16 protein-coding genes are annotated in these 16,800 nt (G+C 64.4%); 13 read left to right on the top strand and 3 right to left on the bottom strand.

The annotated features are described in order from the left end of the window. Nucleotides 1-119: 119 nt before the first annotated feature. Genes AC3WLX_RS19540 through AC3WLX_RS19530 form a run of 3 tightly spaced genes read left to right on the top strand, consistent with a single transcriptional unit; the run spans nt 120 to nt 3,582 of the window. Complete coding sequence (locus tag AC3WLX_RS19540) at nt 120-2,252, top strand: TonB-dependent siderophore receptor (RefSeq protein WP_492337170.1); 2,133 nt, start codon at nt 120-122, stop codon at nt 2,250-2,252. Continuing rightward, nucleotides 2,249-3,394 (top strand): PepSY-associated TM helix domain-containing protein, encoded by a 1,146-nt coding sequence (locus AC3WLX_RS19535; protein ID WP_492337169.1) that lies wholly within the window; start codon nt 2,249-2,251, stop codon nt 3,392-3,394. The genes AC3WLX_RS19540 and AC3WLX_RS19535 overlap by 4 nt, the downstream gene beginning before the upstream one ends. After that, the gene (locus AC3WLX_RS19530; RefSeq protein ID WP_291621114.1) at nt 3,394-3,582 is read left to right on the top strand and encodes a hypothetical protein; all 189 of its coding nucleotides are present in this window, start codon (nt 3,394-3,396) and stop codon (nt 3,580-3,582) included. The genes AC3WLX_RS19535 and AC3WLX_RS19530 overlap by 1 nt, the downstream gene beginning before the upstream one ends. A 253-nt stretch (nt 3,583-3,835) precedes the next feature. Here AC3WLX_RS19530 and AC3WLX_RS19525 read toward each other — a convergent pair whose 3' ends face one another. Both AC3WLX_RS19525 and AC3WLX_RS19520 read right to left on the bottom strand, forming a co-directional pair. Further along, nucleotides 3,836-4,648, bottom strand: a complete 813-nt coding sequence (locus AC3WLX_RS19525) for an SDR family oxidoreductase (protein ID WP_492337168.1) — start codon at nt 4,646-4,648, stop codon at nt 3,836-3,838. Between the two features lie 78 nt (nt 4,649-4,726). Then, nucleotides 4,727-5,785, bottom strand: a complete 1,059-nt coding sequence (locus AC3WLX_RS19520) for a polysaccharide deacetylase family protein (RefSeq protein WP_492337167.1) — start codon at nt 5,783-5,785, stop codon at nt 4,727-4,729. 163 nt (nt 5,786-5,948) lie between these two features. On the opposite strand from AC3WLX_RS19520, the gene AC3WLX_RS19515 reads away from it, so the two are divergent. The 10 genes from AC3WLX_RS19515 (at nt 5,949) to phoB (ending at nt 15,986) form a co-directional block, all read left to right on the top strand. Then, complete coding sequence (locus tag AC3WLX_RS19515; protein ID WP_492337166.1) at nt 5,949-7,343, top strand: OmpA family protein; 1,395 nt, start codon at nt 5,949-5,951, stop codon at nt 7,341-7,343. 2 nt (nt 7,344-7,345) lie between these two features. Next, nucleotides 7,346-7,648: a hypothetical protein gene (locus tag AC3WLX_RS19510; protein WP_492337165.1), complete on the top strand. Its 303-nt coding sequence runs from the start codon at nt 7,346-7,348 to the stop codon at nt 7,646-7,648. Nucleotides 7,649-8,097: 449 nt separating this feature from the next. Continuing rightward, a complete protein-coding gene (locus AC3WLX_RS19505) occupies nt 8,098-9,153 on the top strand; it encodes a lysylphosphatidylglycerol synthase domain-containing protein (RefSeq protein ID WP_291621125.1) in 1,056 nt (351 codons plus the stop codon). Nucleotides 9,154-9,185: 32 nt separating this feature from the next. Further along, on the top strand, nt 9,186-10,484 hold the full coding sequence (locus AC3WLX_RS19500; RefSeq protein WP_492337164.1) for an ATP-binding protein: 1,299 nt from the start codon (nt 9,186-9,188) through the stop codon (nt 10,482-10,484). Between the two features lie 145 nt (nt 10,485-10,629). Continuing rightward, nucleotides 10,630-11,643 carry a phosphate ABC transporter substrate-binding protein PstS gene (gene pstS / locus AC3WLX_RS19495; protein ID WP_291621128.1) on the top strand — a complete coding sequence of 338 codons (1,014 nt, stop codon included), beginning with the start codon at nt 10,630-10,632 and terminating at the stop codon, nt 11,641-11,643. A gap of 226 nt (nt 11,644-11,869) precedes the next feature. Further along, a complete protein-coding gene (gene pstC / locus AC3WLX_RS19490; protein WP_291621136.1) occupies nt 11,870-12,859 on the top strand; it encodes a phosphate ABC transporter permease subunit PstC in 990 nt (329 codons plus the stop codon). Between the two features lie 4 nt (nt 12,860-12,863). Then, nucleotides 12,864-13,709 (top strand): phosphate ABC transporter permease PstA, encoded by an 846-nt coding sequence (pstA, locus tag AC3WLX_RS19485; RefSeq protein ID WP_492337163.1) that lies wholly within the window; start codon nt 12,864-12,866, stop codon nt 13,707-13,709. Beyond that, complete coding sequence (gene pstB, locus AC3WLX_RS19480) at nt 13,706-14,527, top strand: phosphate ABC transporter ATP-binding protein PstB (RefSeq protein WP_291621132.1); 822 nt, start codon at nt 13,706-13,708, stop codon at nt 14,525-14,527. The genes pstA and pstB overlap by 4 nt, the downstream gene beginning before the upstream one ends. Before the next feature lie 11 nt (nt 14,528-14,538). Then, nucleotides 14,539-15,255 carry a phosphate signaling complex protein PhoU gene (phoU, locus tag AC3WLX_RS19475; RefSeq protein ID WP_492337162.1) on the top strand — a complete coding sequence of 239 codons (717 nt, stop codon included), beginning with the start codon at nt 14,539-14,541 and terminating at the stop codon, nt 15,253-15,255. Nucleotides 15,256-15,278: 23 nt separating this feature from the next. Further along, complete coding sequence (phoB, locus tag AC3WLX_RS19470; protein WP_008143479.1) at nt 15,279-15,986, top strand: phosphate regulon transcriptional regulator PhoB; 708 nt, start codon at nt 15,279-15,281, stop codon at nt 15,984-15,986. A 232-nt stretch (nt 15,987-16,218) separates the two neighbouring features. Here phoB and AC3WLX_RS19465 read toward each other — a convergent pair whose 3' ends face one another. Next, nucleotides 16,219-16,731, bottom strand: coding sequence for a GcrA family cell cycle regulator (locus tag AC3WLX_RS19465; RefSeq protein ID WP_291629833.1), 513 nt, complete (start codon nt 16,729-16,731; stop codon nt 16,219-16,221). Nucleotides 16,732-16,800: the final 69 nt, after the last annotated feature.

The raw sequence follows: 16,800 nt of genomic DNA, 5'->3' as shown, positions 1-16,800 counted from the left end.
GCACCTGGAGCGACGCAGAAGCCCAATCGTCGACCCTGCCGCCGGTGACGGTGGAAGCCCCCAAACCACGCGTCTCGACGGCAGCGGCGTCGCGACAAAGAGCGGCTCGGACCCGCGCGGTGGCGCGGCGCACCGTCGCGTCTCAACAAGCGTCGACGCCGAACCTCAACGCCGAGGGGGCGCGGCCCGAACGCGGCACGGGGCCGGCCGTCGGCTATGTAGCGCGCCAAAGCGTGACCGGCACCAAGACGGATACGCCGTTGCTCCTGACTCCACAGTCGATCTCGGTCGTGACCAAGGACGAAATCGCCGCGCGCGGCGCCACCGACCTGGCCCAGGCGCTTCTCTACACACCCGGTGTCATGCTCGGCACATACGGATCCAATTCCCTTTACGACCTTCCGGTCGTGCGGGGATTCGCCGTGCCGACCTACGTGGATGGCCTCCGGACCCTGGGCGACGTCGCCACCGAGGTGGTGCCGAGGATCAACACATACGGTGTCGAGCGCATCGAGTTGCTGCGCGGTTCGTCGTCGAGCCTTTACGGCCAAACCCCTCCCGGCGGCCTTCTCAACGTCATCAGCAAGCGTCCGACCGACCACCAGCAGAACGAGGTCGGAGTCCGGTTCGGAAACTTCAACCGGAAGGAGGGCTTCTTCGATTTCAGCGGTCCTGTCGATCCGATCCTGTCCTATCGGTTCGTCGGTTCAGGGAAGCTGTCGGACACGCAGCTCGATTTCGTCCAGGACAACAATTACTATCTCGCGCCGAGCGTCACCGTCCGGCCGACCGTCGACACCACGTTGACGATGCTCGCCTCGACGCAGCGCGAAAGCGGTCGCGGCTATCAGCAATATGCTCCCGGATTCGGTTCGGCCTTGTTCAATCCGAACGGGAAGATTCCTTACAGCAGATATTTCGGCGAACCTGACAATGATTTTCGCAATCTAAGCTACGACGCCATCGGCTATGCCTTCGAGCACCGCCTCAACGACGTTTTTCAGTTCCGCCAGAATGCCCGCCTTGCACGACTGGAGTCCAATATCGACAGCTTCGCGCCGTTCGGGCCCTTGGCGGCGGACTTTCGCACGGTACCGCGCGCAAACCTGCGGGTCGGGCAGAAGTCCGACCAGGGTGCCATAGACAGCCAGGTCCAGGCCGATTTTGCGACCGGCCCCGTGGGTCACAAGGTCCTCGCGGGGATCGACTACTACGACACATCGTCATCGTACAGCTTCACTCTCGGCGCCGGCGCGACGCCGATCGATGTCTTCAATCCGGTCTACGGCGTACCTCAGAACATTCTCTACCTGCCCTTCACCAACAATCGGACCACCACCAAGCAGACCGGCGTCTACCTGCAGGATCAAGCGAAGTTCGATCGGCTGGTTCTGACGTTGACCGGCCGCTACGACAACGCCGACCAGGAACTCAACGATTATCTGGCAAGCTCCGTGGTGCGGAAGACCGACATCGCGACGACCTATCGCGCCGCATTATCCTATGTCTTCGACGCCGGTGTCGCGCCTTACGTCAGCTACGCCACCAGCTTCGACCCGACGTCCGGCACCGACCGCTTCAGCAATCCGTTCAGGCCGAGAACCAGCACGACGCGGGAGGTCGGCGTCAAGTACCAGCCGACATTCATGAACGCGCTGTTCACCGCCGCGCTTTTCGACACCGATCAACGCAATGTCCTGACGACGGACCAGGCCCTGCCGCAGTTTCAGACACAGACGGGTGCGGTCAACGTCAAGGGCGTCGAGCTGGAGGCCAAGGTCAGTCTCAACCGGGAGCTCGATCTGGTCGCGGGCTACTCGCGCCTCGTTCCCAAGGTCACCGCGAGCACCGAGGGAACCGTCGGGCTCTATCAGCCCAACGTCGCGCTCGAAACCGCCTCGCTATGGGCGTTCTACACTTTCCGCTCGGGGGCGCTCGGCGGGCTGGGCGTCGGCGGCGGCGTGCGCCACGTCGGCAACAGCTACGGCGATGCGCTGAACACCTTGCTCGTGCCGAGTTCGACGGTGTTCGACGCGGCTCTCTCGTACGATTTCGGCTACCTCCGCAACGATCTCAAAGGTCTGACGGCGCGCTTGAACGTCACGAATGTGGGTGACACCTACTACGTGACCAACTGCTTCGGCACCAACAATTGCGGGCTCGGCATCGCGCGGACGGTGTTGGGCACGCTGAGCTACAAGTGGCCGCCGGCTCCCGAAAGACCGCTGCAGACGAGCCTCGTGACCAAGTGAAACGCTCGGCGATCAGGACGTGGTCATGGATACATCGATGGAGCAGCCTGGTCTGCACGCTGTTCCTGTTGATGCTGTGCATCACCGGCTTGCCGCTCATCTTCCATCACGAGATCGACGAGTTCCTTTACGAAGAGACCAAGGCAACGGCGATCATCCCCGGCAGGCCGCTCGCCAGTCTGGATGTCATCGAGAAGAATGCCCTCGCTGTCCTGCCGGGCGCATTCATCCAGTTCTTGCTGTGGGACAGGGACGAGCCGGAGGCCTTGCTTGTAAGCATCGCCAAGTCGCCGGACGCCGATTTCCGTGACAATCGCGATTTGAGGATGGATGTGACGACGGGCGCCTACCTGGACGAGCCCGACATCCGCGGCCGTCTCACGTACGTCCTCCTGCGATTGCATACCGAGATGTTTCTGGGGCTCCCCGGCAAGCTGTTCCTTGGTGTGATGGGCGTCCTGTTTCTGATCGCTGTGGTCTCAGGCGTCGTGGTGTATGGCCCGGCAATGCGCAAGATGAGCTTCGGCACCATTCGGAAGGGCCGGTCAAAGCTCGCCAAATGGTTCGATGTCCATAATCTACTCGGCGCCGTGACGATCCTGTGGGTTCTGGTTGTCGGCTCGACAGGGGTATTGAACACTTGGGCCGATCTGCTCATCAAGGCTTGGCAATATGGCCAGCTCGCGGAAATGGTCGGAGAGCACGGCGGTCGTCCGCGCCCGGCAAAGCTCGCTTCGGTCGAAGCGGCCGTCGCGACGGCACGAGCGCGGCTGCCAAACATGACCCCGTCATTCGTCGCCTATCCCGGCTCCGTGTTCTCCAGCAGAAGTCATTATGCCATCTTCATGCGCGGGAACGAGCCGGTCACCTCAAGGCTGCTCAAGCCCGTGCTCATCGATGCGAGCGATGGATCGTTCACCGACACGCGCGACATGCCGTGGTACGTCCAGACGCTGCTGCTGTCCCAGCCCCTCCATTTCGGCGACTATGGCGGAACGCCGCTCAAGATCGTGTGGGCCGTGCTGGACGTTTTCACGATCATGGTTCTGGTCACGGGCCTTTATCTCTCGGGCAAGCGGCGTTCGGCACGGGTGAGACGGCCCGAACGCGTGCTCGGCGTCGAACGCGTCGGGGGCGCATGATGCCACGCACACGACAGGGCACCCACACCGTCTGGGCCGTCTATCGCTGGCCGGTCGTCATCGCAGCAATCTCCGCGCTCGGCCTGACCTTCGCATTGTTGGGCGATGGATTCTGGGACGCCGCGTCATGGCTTCTGCTCGGCTCGCCCGCGCTCGTCGGGCTCCATTTCCTGGCTCGCCGGGCGTGACCGTCCACCGGTGGTGTCACACCCGCGAGGGGAACACGGACCCAGAGACCGTCGTGCTGGAGCCGTGGCCCGCGTCATATCCGGCCACAGCTCGGTCGTGTTTTGCCCGGCGTGTCAACATCATCGCGGCTGCGCGGGTCGTCCCCGCGCGGTTCGAAAATCCCTCATCGATCAAGGGGCATTCTACTGTGCATGGGGTTGTTTTCGACGTTTTGGTTTTGAGCCCCATCGCATGTGACGGGAGGCTGGCGGATCAATCACTGTCCCACCCGCTGCCCTTGATCCCCGGGTTCGCATAAACGATGCCGCCGTCAACCGCGATGGTCGCTCCCACCACGTAGTCGCCGGCGCGCGAGGCCAGGTAGATCGCAGCGCCCGCCATATCCTCGTCGGTGCCGATGCGGCCCACGGGGACGCGCGTTGCGACCTCGTCGGCGTGGTCGCGCGCGGCGCGGTTCATGTCGGACTTGAACGGGCCCGGCGCGATCGCCGTGACGACGATGTGGTCCGGGATGAGCTTCACCGCCATGCGCCGCGTCAGATGGATCAGCCCGGCCTTGCTCGCGGCATAGGAATAGGTCTCGCCGGGATTGACGAAGATGCCGTCGATCGAGGCGATGTTGATTACCTTCGCCGGCCGTTCAGCGCTCGCTGACGCGCGCAGCGTCGGCGCCAGCGACTTGGTCAGGAAGAACGGCGCCTTGACGTTGAGGTTCATCACCTTGTCCCAGCCGCTCTCGGGAAATTCGTCGAACTCCGCGCCCCAGGCCGCGCCCGCATTGTTGACGAGGATGTCGAGCCTGGACTCGCGCTTGCCGTATTCACTCGCGAGCAGCTCGCAGCCGGCGACCGTGGAGATGTCGATCGGCAACGCAATGCATTCGCCGCCATATTGCGCGGTGAGCTCGTTGGCGGTGGCCTCGCACGGGCCGGCCTTGCGCGCGGTGATGTAGACCTTCGCTGCGCCGGCATGGAGAAATCCCGCCGCGATCATCTTGCCGATGCCGCGCGAGCCGCCGGTCACCAGCGCGACACGGCCTTTGAGCGAGAACAGATCGTTGAACATGATGCCTCCCTGGGTTGGCGCCCGTTGTGAGCGGGGCGGGAGGGGGAGTCAATCTCCGCGGCTGCGGAGCGTGACCCGCTATGCCGCCGCGATGCGGCGGAAGCCGTTCCACATCGCGGTCGCAGCGCCCGAGGTCAGCACCGGCAGGATGCGCGCGTCCTGGTAATTGCCGTTCAGCGAAACGCGCGGCAGCGCGGTCATGTGGCCGGCATTCTCGGCGAACAGCATGCCGGGCCGCGTCGTCACCGCGGTCTTGAAGCCGGCCGCGGCGGCAAGGGCGAATTCGCGCATCCCCGCAGCCTCGCGGTCGCCATAGGGGTAAGCGAGATGCATTACGGGGCGCTCCAGCGCCTGCTCGATCCGCGCGCGGCTCACGGCCATCTCCTGCGCGGCTGCGTCTTCCGCCTGCTTGGCGAGGTTGCAATGGCTGATGCTGTGCGCGCCGATCGTGACCAGCGGATCTGCGGCAAAGGTCTTCAGCTCGGCCCAGGACAGGCAGAGGCTGCGGCACAGCGCTCCCATGTCGACACCGTACCTCGTGCACAGCGCTCCGATCTCGCGCGCAAGATCTTGCTCGCCCGGCAGCGCGCGCAGCCAGTCATGCAGGCGGTCGAACGCCGCCTGCTTGGCTGCCGGCGTCGTCGCATCGAGCCGCAGCGCGGAATTGCCGATCTGGATTTCGATCTGCTCGGTCCCGGCGATCACGGCCTCCAGCGCCGTCCACCACAACCGTCCGGTCCCTTCGGCAAAATCGCTCGTCACATAGACCGTCAGCGGCGCGTCAAATTCGCGCAGCACCGGCAATGCGTGCTCCAGATTGTCCCGATAGCCATCGTCGAAAGTGAAGGCGGCGAAGCGGCGGTCGAACCGGCCCTGCACCAGCCGCTCATGCAGCTCGTCCATGCTGACGATGTCGATCTCGCGCGAGCGCAAATGGCACAGCGTGGCGCGCAGGAATTCGGGGGTGACTTCGAGGTGCCGGTTCGGCTGGAACGCGGCCTCTCGCGCCGGCCGCACATGGTGCAGCATGAAGATGGCGCCGACGCCCGACAGGAGCGGGCGCAACAGGTGGTGCGCCCCGCTGAAATAGAGTGCTCCCAGCCCGGCACGGATGACGTTGTTACGCAGTTGTTTCATGACCGGCCGGAGGCTCTGGCATTCCGTCCTCAACTTACGGAAGAACCCTTGAAGAAAAAGTTAGTCCGATTGTCCACGGAGGTTCGCCAGGCAGGCCCCATTTCCGGTTTGACAGCCTGCCAAGGGTTTGTTTTGTCTCCGTTTCCAGAGTTCGGGTCGTCGAATGCAGAAGCTTTTCTCGTGGGCCAGCAAGTGGTGGCTGGGGTTGATCCCTCTGGTCGTCATGTGGGGATTTGCGGCCTGGAACAATACGTTACCGGTCGAGGCCGATCTGTCGGCCCGCAGCTCGGCGGCGTTGAAGGATACCGTTCTGGACAAGACCCGGATCGCGGTCGATGGCCGCGACGTCCGGCTGGCCGCGGAGGCGTTTTCCGAGGAGGGGCGCCGCGACGCCGTGACGGCGGTCGAAACCGTCCCCGGCGTGCGACTGGTCGACGACCGGACCCGCCTTGTTCCTGAGGCCAACCCGTTTGTCTGGAACGCCGAGCGCGACGTGGTGCGGGTGACGCTGTCGGGCTCCGCGCCTCTGCCCTCGATGAAGGCCCGGCTGACCGAGGCGGCCCGAAAGGAAGTCGGCGGTGTCGAGGTCGCCGACCAGATGGGGCTGGCGCGCGGCGCGCCGCCACGGTTCGAGGCCACCGCGATGCTGCTCCTGGATCAGATCGGCAAGCTCAAGGACGGCAAGATCACGATCACGGACACCAAGGTCCACCTGTCCGGCATGGCGCGCGAGCTCGGCGGCCGGGAGGCGATTGCGGCGGCGCTGAAGAACCTGCCCGAGGGCTTTTCGATTGCCGCCAACGAAATCAAGGCGCCGCCCTACATCTTCCAGGCCTACAAGGACCCGGTCGCCGCGACGGTGACGCTAACCGGCTATGTTCCCGACAACAACGTCCACGCCGCGATCGCCACCAGCGCCTCGCGAAAGTTCTTCACCGAAAAGGTCGTCGACAATCTCAAGGCCAGCATCGGCGCACCCGGCGCCTTCAACACCGCGGTCGTCGCTGCGCTCGGCGCGCTGTCGCGGCTGTCGACCGGAACGCTCGTCGTCTCCGATCGCGAGGTGAAGCTGTCGGGCGATGCGCTCTACGAGGGCGCCGCCGCCGAGATCCGCGCAGGGCTGGGCAAGGACTTCCCGAAGAACTGGCAGTACAAGCCGGAGATCACGGTGAAGCCCGCGGCAGGTCCGGTCGACGGCACCGTGTGCCAGCAATTGTTCTCCGAGCTCCTGACCAAGAGCAAGATCCGCTTCGCAAACAAGCGCGCGGAGATCGATCCCGATTCAGCCGGTATTCTCGATCGCCTCATCGAGACGGCGCTGCGCTGTCCCACCGTCAATATCGAGGTCGTGGGACATACCGACGCCGACGGCGAGGACTCCTTCAACCAGGATCTCTCCGAAAAGCGCGCCCAGGCGGTGATCGACTATCTGGTCAAGGCGGGCCTGCCCCCCAGCCGCTTCACTGCGGTGGGCCAGGGCAGCACGCAGCCCGTCGCCGGCAATGATACCGATGAGGGCAAGGCGCAGAACCGCCGCATCGAATTTCTGGTGAGGTGACGATGCCCTATCTCGTCTCGTTTCATCTGGGTTGGCTGATCGGCTCGCTGCTGCTGGGCTTTTGCATGGGTTGGATCTCGGTGGTCCAGCGCGGCAAGGGTACCTCGAAGGTGACGGCCTGGTGGCTCGCCGCGCTGGCTGTCGCCCTGGTCGCGGCTTCGCTCGCCCATGTGGTCCCCGGCCGTTTCGGCTATTGGCTCGACCTCGGCCTGATCATGTTCGCTTGCTATCTCGTCGGCTGCACCATCGGTGCCTGGCTGCGCGACCGCGTGGTCTCGCGCACCGCCCCGCCTGCCTCTCTGTGATGTTGCTGTGCACCCTCCCCCAAGGGGACGAGATGTGTCCGCGGCCTTTCGGCGCATCACAAGGCGGTGGCCGGCCGCGTCGATCGCCCCCTCTTTCAACAGGCAGGTCGGGCCCATAGATTGACGTGGACTTAAGGCGTGACGGAACATTGTGCGGCCGAAATCATCAAAACTTCATGGCGCTTGCGCAGGATTGCCATGGAGATTCGCGTCAAGCCTTGCCGCCGAAGGCGTCAAACCCTGCACCGGGAGCCGTCACCCTGCCTAAAATACTGAAGGCACGTGTTTTTGTTCGAATTGGCGAATTCCACTCCGCCCGAAAACAGGCTAGTGGAAGGGCAGGGGGCATGCGCGACGCCGGAGCCGGCGGCGAGGGTTCGTTGAGTGCCTGTGCGTCGTCCGCCTGTCCGCCGGCCACCCTGGCCGCTGAAGCGTTGTTCGAGGTCTAGATGCTGGAAGCCATACGCAGGGCGACGTCGTTTCTGCGCCAGAAGCAAATCCTGCATAAGCTTGGAGTTGTGATCAGCGTCGCGGTCATCGGCATCGCTTGCTATGTGCTCTACCACATGCTGCGCGGCATCGATTTCAACGAGGTGCTCGAAGCGATCAAGAGCACCGAGCCGAGCCAGATTGCGATGGCGGCGCTGTTCGTCGCCGCAGGCTACTTCACCCTGACCTTCTACGATCTCTTCGCCACGCGCGCGATCGGCCATGGCCATGTGCCCTACCGGATCAATGCGCTAGCGGCCTTCACCAGCTATTCGATCGGCCACAATGTCGGCGCCTCCGTCTTCACCGGCGGCGCAGTGCGATACCGGATCTATTCGGCCTATGGCCTCAACGCGATCGACGTCGCAAAGATCTGCTTCCTCGCCGGCCTGACGTTCTGGCTGGGCAATGCCGCGGTGCTCGGTCTCGGCATCGCCTATCACCCGGAGGCCGCCGCTTCGATCGACCAGCTTCCGCCCTGGCTGAACCGGACTCTGGCGCTGATGATCATCGTGGCGCTAATCGGCTACGTGGTCTGGGTCTGGACCCAGCCGCGGGTGGTCGGCCGCGGCCCCTGGACCGTGGTGCTGCCGGGCGGCCCGCTGACGCTGCTTCAGATCGCGATTGGCATCGTCGATCTCGGCTTCTGCGCGCTGGCGATGTATGTCCTGGTGCCGGACGAGCCCCATGTCGGCTTCGTCGTGGTAGCGGTGATCTTCGTCTCTGCCACCCTGCTCGGTTTTGCCAGCCATTCCCCGGGGGGGCTCGGCGTGTTCGACGCCGCCATGCTGGTCGGCCTCTGGCAGATGGACCGCGAGGAGCTTCTGGGCGGCATGCTCCTGTTCCGCATCCTGTATTATCTCTCCCCCTTCGTCCTGTCTGTAATCTTGCTGACGCTTCGAGAAGTTATCATCGGCGCACGTTCGAAGCGCCTGCAACAGGCGGCGCTCAAGCTCGACCCCGGCCCGGCGCGTGAAGCCGCCTATGCGAGAGAGCGCAGCGACGGCGGCGCCTGACCGGCGCAACGCCTCAAGGAGAAGCCGCCCAGATGGCGATCGACGCCCCATCTTCTCCCCCCGCCCAGCCCTGGTCCGACCGGCTGCGGCACTCGACCATCATCCTGATCGCCGCGGCGCTGGCGCTGTCCATCGTGGTCTCGCTGGGCGAATTGTCGGCGCTGCACGCCGCGATCGTGTTCCTCTGCATCGCAGCAGCAGCCCTGATCCCGTGGCGGCTGCATGATCCCGCGGCCTCCCGCGACGACGTCAGGCGCATCAACCCGGTCGAGAGCGCGGCGGTGGCCGCGGTGGTTGCCGGCATGCCGGATCCGGCGGTGCTGCTCGACCGCGCGGGTCGCGTCATCCATCTCAATGCCGCCGCCGCCCAGCTCGCGCCGGCACTGCGCCGGAACGAACTGGCCCAGTTCGCACTGCGCTCGCCGGAGATCATCACGGCGCTGCGCGAGGCGATCGCGACCACCGAGGCGCGGCGCGCGACCTATCTGGACCACGTTCCGGTCGATCGCTGGATGGAGCTGATGATCACGCCGGTGCCGGTGCCGACCAGCTTCGGCGGCGCCGACAAATGCATGCTGATGACCTTCCACGACCAGACGCCGCTGCGCCGGGTCGAAGAGATGCGCGCCGACTTCGTCGCCAACGCCAGCCACGAGCTGCGCACGCCGCTCGCCGCGCTGTCGGGCTTCATCGACACGCTCCAGGGCCAGGCCAAGGACGATCCCAAGGCCCGCGAGCGCTTCCTCGGCATCATGCACAACCAGGCCACCCGCATGGCGCGCCTGATCGACGATCTCTTGTCGCTGTCGCGGGTCGAGCTGTCCGCCCATGTCCGGCCCGACACCCTGGTCGATCTCATCCCGATCATCCGCCAGGTCGCCGACGGGCTCGAGCCGCTGGCGCGCGAGCGTCAGGTCGAGGTCGAGATCCAACTGCCGGACCCACCGGTGATGATTGCGGGGGACCGTGAGGAGCTGCTTCGCCTGTTCGAGAACCTGATCGAGAATGCGCTCAAATACGGCGCCTCGGGCGGACGCGTCATCGTGTCGCTGAATCAAGCCCCGGCCGCTGACGGAACTCAGGAAATCCGGATCATGGTCCGCGATTTCGGCCCGGGCATCGCTCCGGAACATCTGCCACGGCTGACCGAGCGGTTCTACCGGGTCGATGTCGGCGACAGCCGCTCGCAGGGCGGCACCGGGCTCGGATTATCGCTGGTGAAACATATTCTTAACCGTCATCGCGGCCGGCTTCTGATCGAAAGCGTGCCCAAACAGGGCGCCACCTTCACCGCTTGTTTTCCTCAGGGAAAGGCTCCCGTCGCGAGCTGAAATCTCAGTGATTTCAATGGATTGACTGTGTCATCCAACTGTCACGTAACCTTCGTAAAAGCACAGCGGTCCGCTCCTAAACGGGGCGGCGCGGGGAGCGCGATCGGGCGCTGATGGCGCTTCGCTCCCCTGTATGGAGACCAGCATGAATTTCATCAAGACGATGGTCGCTGTCGGCTTGGTCGCCGCATCGACGACGGTGGCGCTTGCCGCTGACATCACGGGTGCCGGCGCGACCTTCCCGTTCCCGCTCTATTCGAAGTGGGCTGACGCCTACAAGAAGGAGACGGGCAACGGTCTGAACTACCAGTCGATCGGTTCCGGTGGCGGCATCAAGCAGATCCAGGCCAAGACCGTGACCTTCGGCGCGAGCGATATGCCGCTCAAGTCCGAGCAACTTGAAAAGGATGGAATGATCCAGTGGCCGCAGGCGATGGGTGCCTTGGTGCCGGTCGTCAATCTCGAAGGGATCAAGTCGGGCGAGCTGGTGTTTTCTGGTGAGTTGCTGGGCGACATCTATCTGGGCAAGGTCAAGACGTGGAATGACCCAGCGATCGCCAAGCTTAACCCCAAGGTGAAGCTCCCCTCGGACGCCATCACCGTCGTGCGTCGCTCGGACGGCTCCGGCACCACGTTCATCTGGACCGATTTCCTTTCGAAGACCAATGCCGAGTGGAAGACGAAGGTCGGTGCCGGTACCGCCGTCGAGTGGCCAGCGGGTGTAGGCGCCAAAGGCAATGAAGGCGTCGCGGGCAATGTCAGCCAGACCAAGAACTCGATCGGCTATGTCGAGTATGCCTATGCCAAACAAAACAAGCTGACCTACGGTGCCCTGATCAACAAGGCTGGTAAGACCGTGCAGCCGACCGTTGCGGCCTTCCAGGCTGCAGCCGCCAATGCCGACTGGGCCGGCTCCAAGAATTACTATGTGATCCTGACCGACCAGCCGGGCGAAACGTCGTGGCCGATCACGGGTGCGACCTTCATCTTGATGCACAAGGATGCGACCGACAAGGCGGCATCCCAGGAAGCCATCAAGTTCTTCAAGTGGGCGTTCGAGAAGGGCGACAAGATGGCGGAGGAGCTCGACTACATCCCGATGCCCGACTCGGTCGTGAAGCAGATCGAGAAGACGTGGTCGTCGGAAATTAAGAGCTGATTGCACCGTCGCGAAGCTCGCGCCCCGTATTTCCGGGGCGCGAGTGAAGCGAGAGAGCCCGGAGCCTTCGAGATTCCGGGTCCGTTGGGAGTATCTCCCATCGGGCCGCGCACCTCGCGGGCCCGGTTAAACTTTCCCGAGCGCGCGGGACAGATTGTCGACATGACCGCCTCTATTGGCGGCGTGTATATGGCGTGACGTAAAATAGGGGATCGGCGTGGCTGAGATGGCTGTCGAGAGCAATGTAATTGATGCTGCCGGACCGTATGACCGCGCCAAGGCGTTGAGCGCGTTCAAGCTGGGTGACGTCACCTTCTACTGGATCACGCGGCTTTCTGCGATCTCGGTGCTGCTCATTCTCGGCGGCATCATCATTTCGCTGATCGTGGGCGCCTTCCCGGCGATCAAGGAATACGGCCTGTCGTTCCTGTGGACGCAGCGTTGGGCCCCTTCGGCCGATCCGCCTGTGCTTGGCGCGCTCGGGCCGATGTACGGCACGCTCGTCACCTCCTTCATCGCGATGCTGATCGCCATTCCCGTCGGTCTCGGCATTGCGATCTTCCTCACCGAGCTCTGTCCGCAATGGCTGCGCCGCCCGATCGGCATGGCGATCGAACTGCTCGCCGGCATTCCCTCGATCATCTACGGCATGTGGGGCTTCTTCGTGCTGGGCCCGTTCCTGGCCAACACCTTCCAGCCATTCATGATCAGCGTGTTCGACGGCGTTCCCGTGCTGGGCGCGATCTTCGCCGGTCCCCCGTCCTATCTCAGCCTGTTCAACGCCGCGCTGATCCTCGCCATCATGGTGCTGCCCTTCATCACCTCGATCTCGGTTGACGTTTTCAAGACGGTGCCGCCGGTGTTGAAGGAAGCCGCCTATGGGGTCGGCTGCACCACGTGGGAAGTCGTCCGCAGCGTGGTGATCCCCTACACCCGCGTCGGCATCATCGGCGGCGTCATGCTGGCGCTGGGACGCGCGCTCGGCGAGACCATGGCGGTGACCTTCATCATCGGCAACTCGTTCCGGATCTCCTCGTCGATCTTCGCCCCGGGCACGACGATTTCGGCGGCGATCGCCTCCGAGTTCGCCGAGAGCGACGGCCTGCACCAGTCCGGCCTGATCCTGCTCGGTCTGCTCCTGTTCGTGCTGACGTTCTTCGTGCTCGCAGCCGCCCGATTGATGCTGATGCGCCTCGAAACCAAGGCCGGGAAGTGAAGCCATGAACCCGATCTATGCACGCCGCCGCCGCGGAGACATCATCATTCGCGGTCTCTGCATCGCAGCCGCCGCGTTCGGCGTCACCTGGCTCGCGCTGATCCTGGTCACGCTGTTCTACAACGGCCTGGCCGGGCTCAGCTTCCAGGTCTTCACCGCCGACACGCCGCCGCCCGGATCGACCGAGGGCGGCCTGCGCAACGCCATCGTCGGCTCGTTGATCATGACCGCGATCGGCGTCGGCATCGGCGCGCCGCTCGGCATGTTCGCGGGCACCTATCTTGCCGAATACGGCCGCAACGACAAGCTGACCTCGGTGATCCGCTTCATCAACGACATTCTCCTGTCGGCGCCTTCGATCATCATTGGCCTCTTCATCTATGGCGCGGTGGTGGTGCCGATGCGCGGCTTCTCGGCGATTGCAGGCGCGTTGGCGCTCGCCGTCATCGTGATCCCGGTCGTGGTGCGCACCACGGAGGACATGTTGCTGCTGGTGCCGAATCCGCTGCGTGAAGCCGCCAGCGCGCTGGGACTGCCGCGCTCGCTGGTGATCAAGCGCATCGCGTATCGCGCGGCACGGGCCGGCCTGATCACCGGCGTGCTGCTCGCCACCGCACGCGTCGCCGGCGAGACGGCGCCGCTGCTGTTCACTGCGCTCTCGAACCAGTTCTTCAGCCTGGGCCTGGACAAGACGATGGCCAACCTGCCGGTGACCATCAACAATTTCGTGCAGAGCCCCTACGCCTATTGGAAGCAGCTCGCCTGGAGCGGCGCGTTGTTGATTACCCTGACCGTGCTTGCCCTTAACATTGGCGCGCGCATCATCGGCGCCGAGAGGACTCCGAAATGAGTGAAATGTCTGTTTCCGTCAGTGCGCCGACCGTTCACCCCGGCTCGCAGCCGCTTCCCGAGGCGCCCGCCAAGGTCACGGCGCGCAACCTCAACTTCTACTATGGCGATCACCACGCGCTGAAGAACATCAACCTGGTGCTCGGCGCCAACCGCGTCACGGCCTTCATCGGCCCGTCCGGCTGCGGCAAGTCCACCCTGCTGCGTATCTTCAACCGGATGTACGATCTCTATCCGGGCCAGCGCGCGGACGGTCAGCTGTTGCTCGACCAGACCAACATCCTCGACCCCAAGCTCGACCTCAACCTGCTGCGCGCGCGCGTGGGCATGGTGTTCCAGAAGCCGACGCCGTTCCCGATGACGATCTACGAGAACATCGCCTTCGGCATCCGTCTCTACGAGAAGATCTCGAAATCCGAGATGGACGGCCGGGTCGAGAAGGCGCTGCGTGGCGGCGCGCTGTGGAACGAGGTCAAGGACAAGCTCAACGCCTCCGGCCTCTCGCTCTCCGGCGGTCAGCAGCAGCGCCTCTGCATTGCCCGCACCGTCGCGGTGCGGCCCGAGGTGATCCTGTTCGACGAGCCCTGCTCGGCGCTCGATCCGATCTCGACCGCCAAGGTCGAGGAGCTGATCCAGGAACTGTCCGAGAACTACACGATCGCGATCGTCACCCACAACATGCAGCAGGCGGCGCGCGTCTCCGACAAGACCGCCTTCATGTATCTCGGCGAGCTGATCGAGTTCGACGACACCAGCAAGATCTTCACGTCGCCGACAGACCGGCGCACGCAGGATTACATCACCGGCCGGTTCGGCTGAGGAGACGGAACATGGGTTCTGAACATACCGTAAAGGCCTTCGACAGCGACCTCCAGGAACTCACGCGCCTGGTCGCCGAAATGGGCGGCATCGCCGAACGCATGATCGTCGATTCCGTCGACGCGCTGATCCGCCGCGACGTCCCGCTCGGCCAGCGCGTCGTCGCCACCGACACCGATATCGACACGCTGCAGAAGCGCATCGAGGAGCGCGCGGTGCTCACGATCGCCCGCCGCCAGCCGATGGCGGTGGACCTGCGCGAGATCGTCGGCGCCATGCGCGTCGCGACCGATCTCGAGCGCATCGGCGACCTCGCCAAGAACATGGGCAAGCGCGTCGCAGCACTGGAGACGGACTTCCACCCGCTGAAGCTGTTCCGCGGCCTGGAGCACATGACCGACCTCGTGCAACAGCAGGTCAAGTCGGTGCTGGACGCCTATGCCGCGCACGATTTGCCGGCGGCGATGGCGGTGTGGAAGGGCGACGAGGAAGTCGACGCGATCTGCACCTCGCTGTTCCGCGAGCTCCTCACCTACATGATGGAGGATCCGCGCAACATTTCGTTCTGCATCCACCTGATGTTCTGCGCCAAGAACATCGAACGGATCGGCGACCATGCCACCAACATCGCCGAGACCGTGTTCTACATGATCGAGGGCCAGGCGATCACCGACAAGCGGCCGAAGGGCGACATGACGACCTTCGCCACGACGATACCGAATACCTGAAGACCTTAAGGAGCGACGACACCATGGGCGCACGCATTATGGTGGTTGAGGACGAGGAAGCTCTCACAGAGCTTCTTCGTTACAACCTCGAAGGCGACGGCTATGACGTCGAGACGGTGATGCGCGGCGACGATGCCGATACCCGCCTCAAGGAGCACATTCCCGACCTGATCGTGCTCGATTGGATGCTGCCGGGCCTGTCGGGCATCGAGCTGTGCCGGCGCCTGCGCACCCGCCCGGAGACCAAGCAGCTGCCGATCATCATGCTCACCGCGCGTGGCGAGGAGAGCGAGCGGGTGCGGGGACTTGCGACCGGCGCCGACGATTACATCGTCAAGCCGTTCTCGGTGCCGGAGCTGCTCGCCCGCGTGAAGGGCCTGCTCAGGCGCGCCAGCCCCGAGCGGCTCGCCACCGTGCTGGCCTATGGCGACATCGAGCTCGACCGCGACAAGCGCCGCGTGGCACGCTCGGGCCGGCCGATCGACCTCGGCCCGACCGAATATCGCCTCCTGGAGTTCTTCCTGGAGCATCCCGGCCGCGTGTTCTCGCGCGAGCAGCTGCTCGACAGCGTCTGGGGACGCGACATCTACATCGACGAGCGCACCGTCGACGTCCATATCGGCCGCCTGCGCAAGCTGCTCAACCTAGGCCGCGAGCAGGACCCGATCCGCACCGTCCGCGGCGCCGGCTACGCGCTGGACGATCGCTTCGCGAAGGCGGAGCAGACCTGAGTTTCTTGATCTCGGATTAGCGAGCTGCGGCTTCAATCTCGCCGTCATCCCGGGGCGCGCGCAGCGCGAGCCCGGGATCCATAACCACAGGACGAGGTTTGGCGAAGACTCGGAATGACCATCTCGCGCAACGACTGCGCCCTGTGGCTATGGATCCCCGCCTTTGCGGGGATGACACCGAGTTACTGGAGCCGTGATCGCTTCACGACTGCCATCAGGTAGATTAACGAACTCACCGCGTGCCCGGCTTTGGTGCTGCGCGGCGCCGGTCCGCTGCGGGCTGATAGGCCACGCGCGAATGCTGGGCGCAATAGGGCAGGCCGGAGAGCGCCTTGCCGCCGCAGAAGAAGAAATCCGGGCTCGAGGGATCGCCGACCGGCCAGTGGCAGGTCGCCTCGTTCAATTCCAGCAGCGACAGCCGCTGGCTCATCGGCACCACGTTGTCGTAGGTGACAGGCTCTGCCTCCACCTCGACCTCGAAGGCCTGCGCCAGCGCGGTGTTGCCGCGCGCGACGGGCCGCGTCACCCGCATCATGTGCTGCGCGGGCCGCGCCTTCCGCGGCCGCGGCGCTGCCGATGACGGGCTCTTGGCGCGACCGGACAGGCCGAGCCGGTGCACCTTGCCGATCACGGCGTTGCGGGTCACATTGCCGAGCTCCGCCGCGATCTGGCTGGCCGAAAGTCCGGCCTCCCAAAGCTTTTTCAGCTGCTCGACGCGATCATCGGACCAGGTCAAAACCGTCATTGCACCCTTTCCCTCGCTGCGCGCCTGCCATCCTGGGGCCTTCGCAGCGAATGCCTAAGCCGTGAAAAA

The sequence above is a fragment of the Bradyrhizobium sp. FW305-F6 genome, assembly GCF_058782905.1.
Note: the sequence above shows the minus strand (reverse complement) of the source record. Positions and strands in the feature narration are given on the sequence as shown.

Coding starts and splice junctions, on each gene's coding strand:
- AC3WLX_RS19530 (WP_291621114.1), top strand. CDS start 3,394: ATGCCACGCACACGACAGGGCACCCACACCGTCTGGGCCGTCTATCGC.
- AC3WLX_RS19525 (WP_492337168.1), bottom strand. CDS start 4,648: ATGTTCAACGATCTGTTCTCGCTCAAAGGCCGTGTCGCGCTGGTGACC.
- AC3WLX_RS19520 (WP_492337167.1), bottom strand. CDS start 5,785: ATGAAACAACTGCGTAACAACGTCATCCGTGCCGGGCTGGGAGCACTC.
- AC3WLX_RS19515 (WP_492337166.1), top strand. CDS start 5,949: ATGCAGAAGCTTTTCTCGTGGGCCAGCAAGTGGTGGCTGGGGTTGATC.
- AC3WLX_RS19510 (WP_492337165.1), top strand. CDS start 7,346: ATGCCCTATCTCGTCTCGTTTCATCTGGGTTGGCTGATCGGCTCGCTG.
- AC3WLX_RS19505 (WP_291621125.1), top strand. CDS start 8,098: ATGCTGGAAGCCATACGCAGGGCGACGTCGTTTCTGCGCCAGAAGCAA.
- AC3WLX_RS19500 (WP_492337164.1), top strand. CDS start 9,186: ATGGCGATCGACGCCCCATCTTCTCCCCCCGCCCAGCCCTGGTCCGAC.
- pstS (WP_291621128.1), top strand. CDS start 10,630: ATGAATTTCATCAAGACGATGGTCGCTGTCGGCTTGGTCGCCGCATCG.
- pstC (WP_291621136.1), top strand. CDS start 11,870: ATGGCTGTCGAGAGCAATGTAATTGATGCTGCCGGACCGTATGACCGC.
- pstA (WP_492337163.1), top strand. CDS start 12,864: ATGAACCCGATCTATGCACGCCGCCGCCGCGGAGACATCATCATTCGC.
- pstB (WP_291621132.1), top strand. CDS start 13,706: ATGAGTGAAATGTCTGTTTCCGTCAGTGCGCCGACCGTTCACCCCGGC.
- phoU (WP_492337162.1), top strand. CDS start 14,539: ATGGGTTCTGAACATACCGTAAAGGCCTTCGACAGCGACCTCCAGGAA.
- phoB (WP_008143479.1), top strand. CDS start 15,279: ATGGGCGCACGCATTATGGTGGTTGAGGACGAGGAAGCTCTCACAGAG.
- AC3WLX_RS19465 (WP_291629833.1), bottom strand. CDS start 16,731: ATGACGGTTTTGACCTGGTCCGATGATCGCGTCGAGCAGCTGAAAAAG.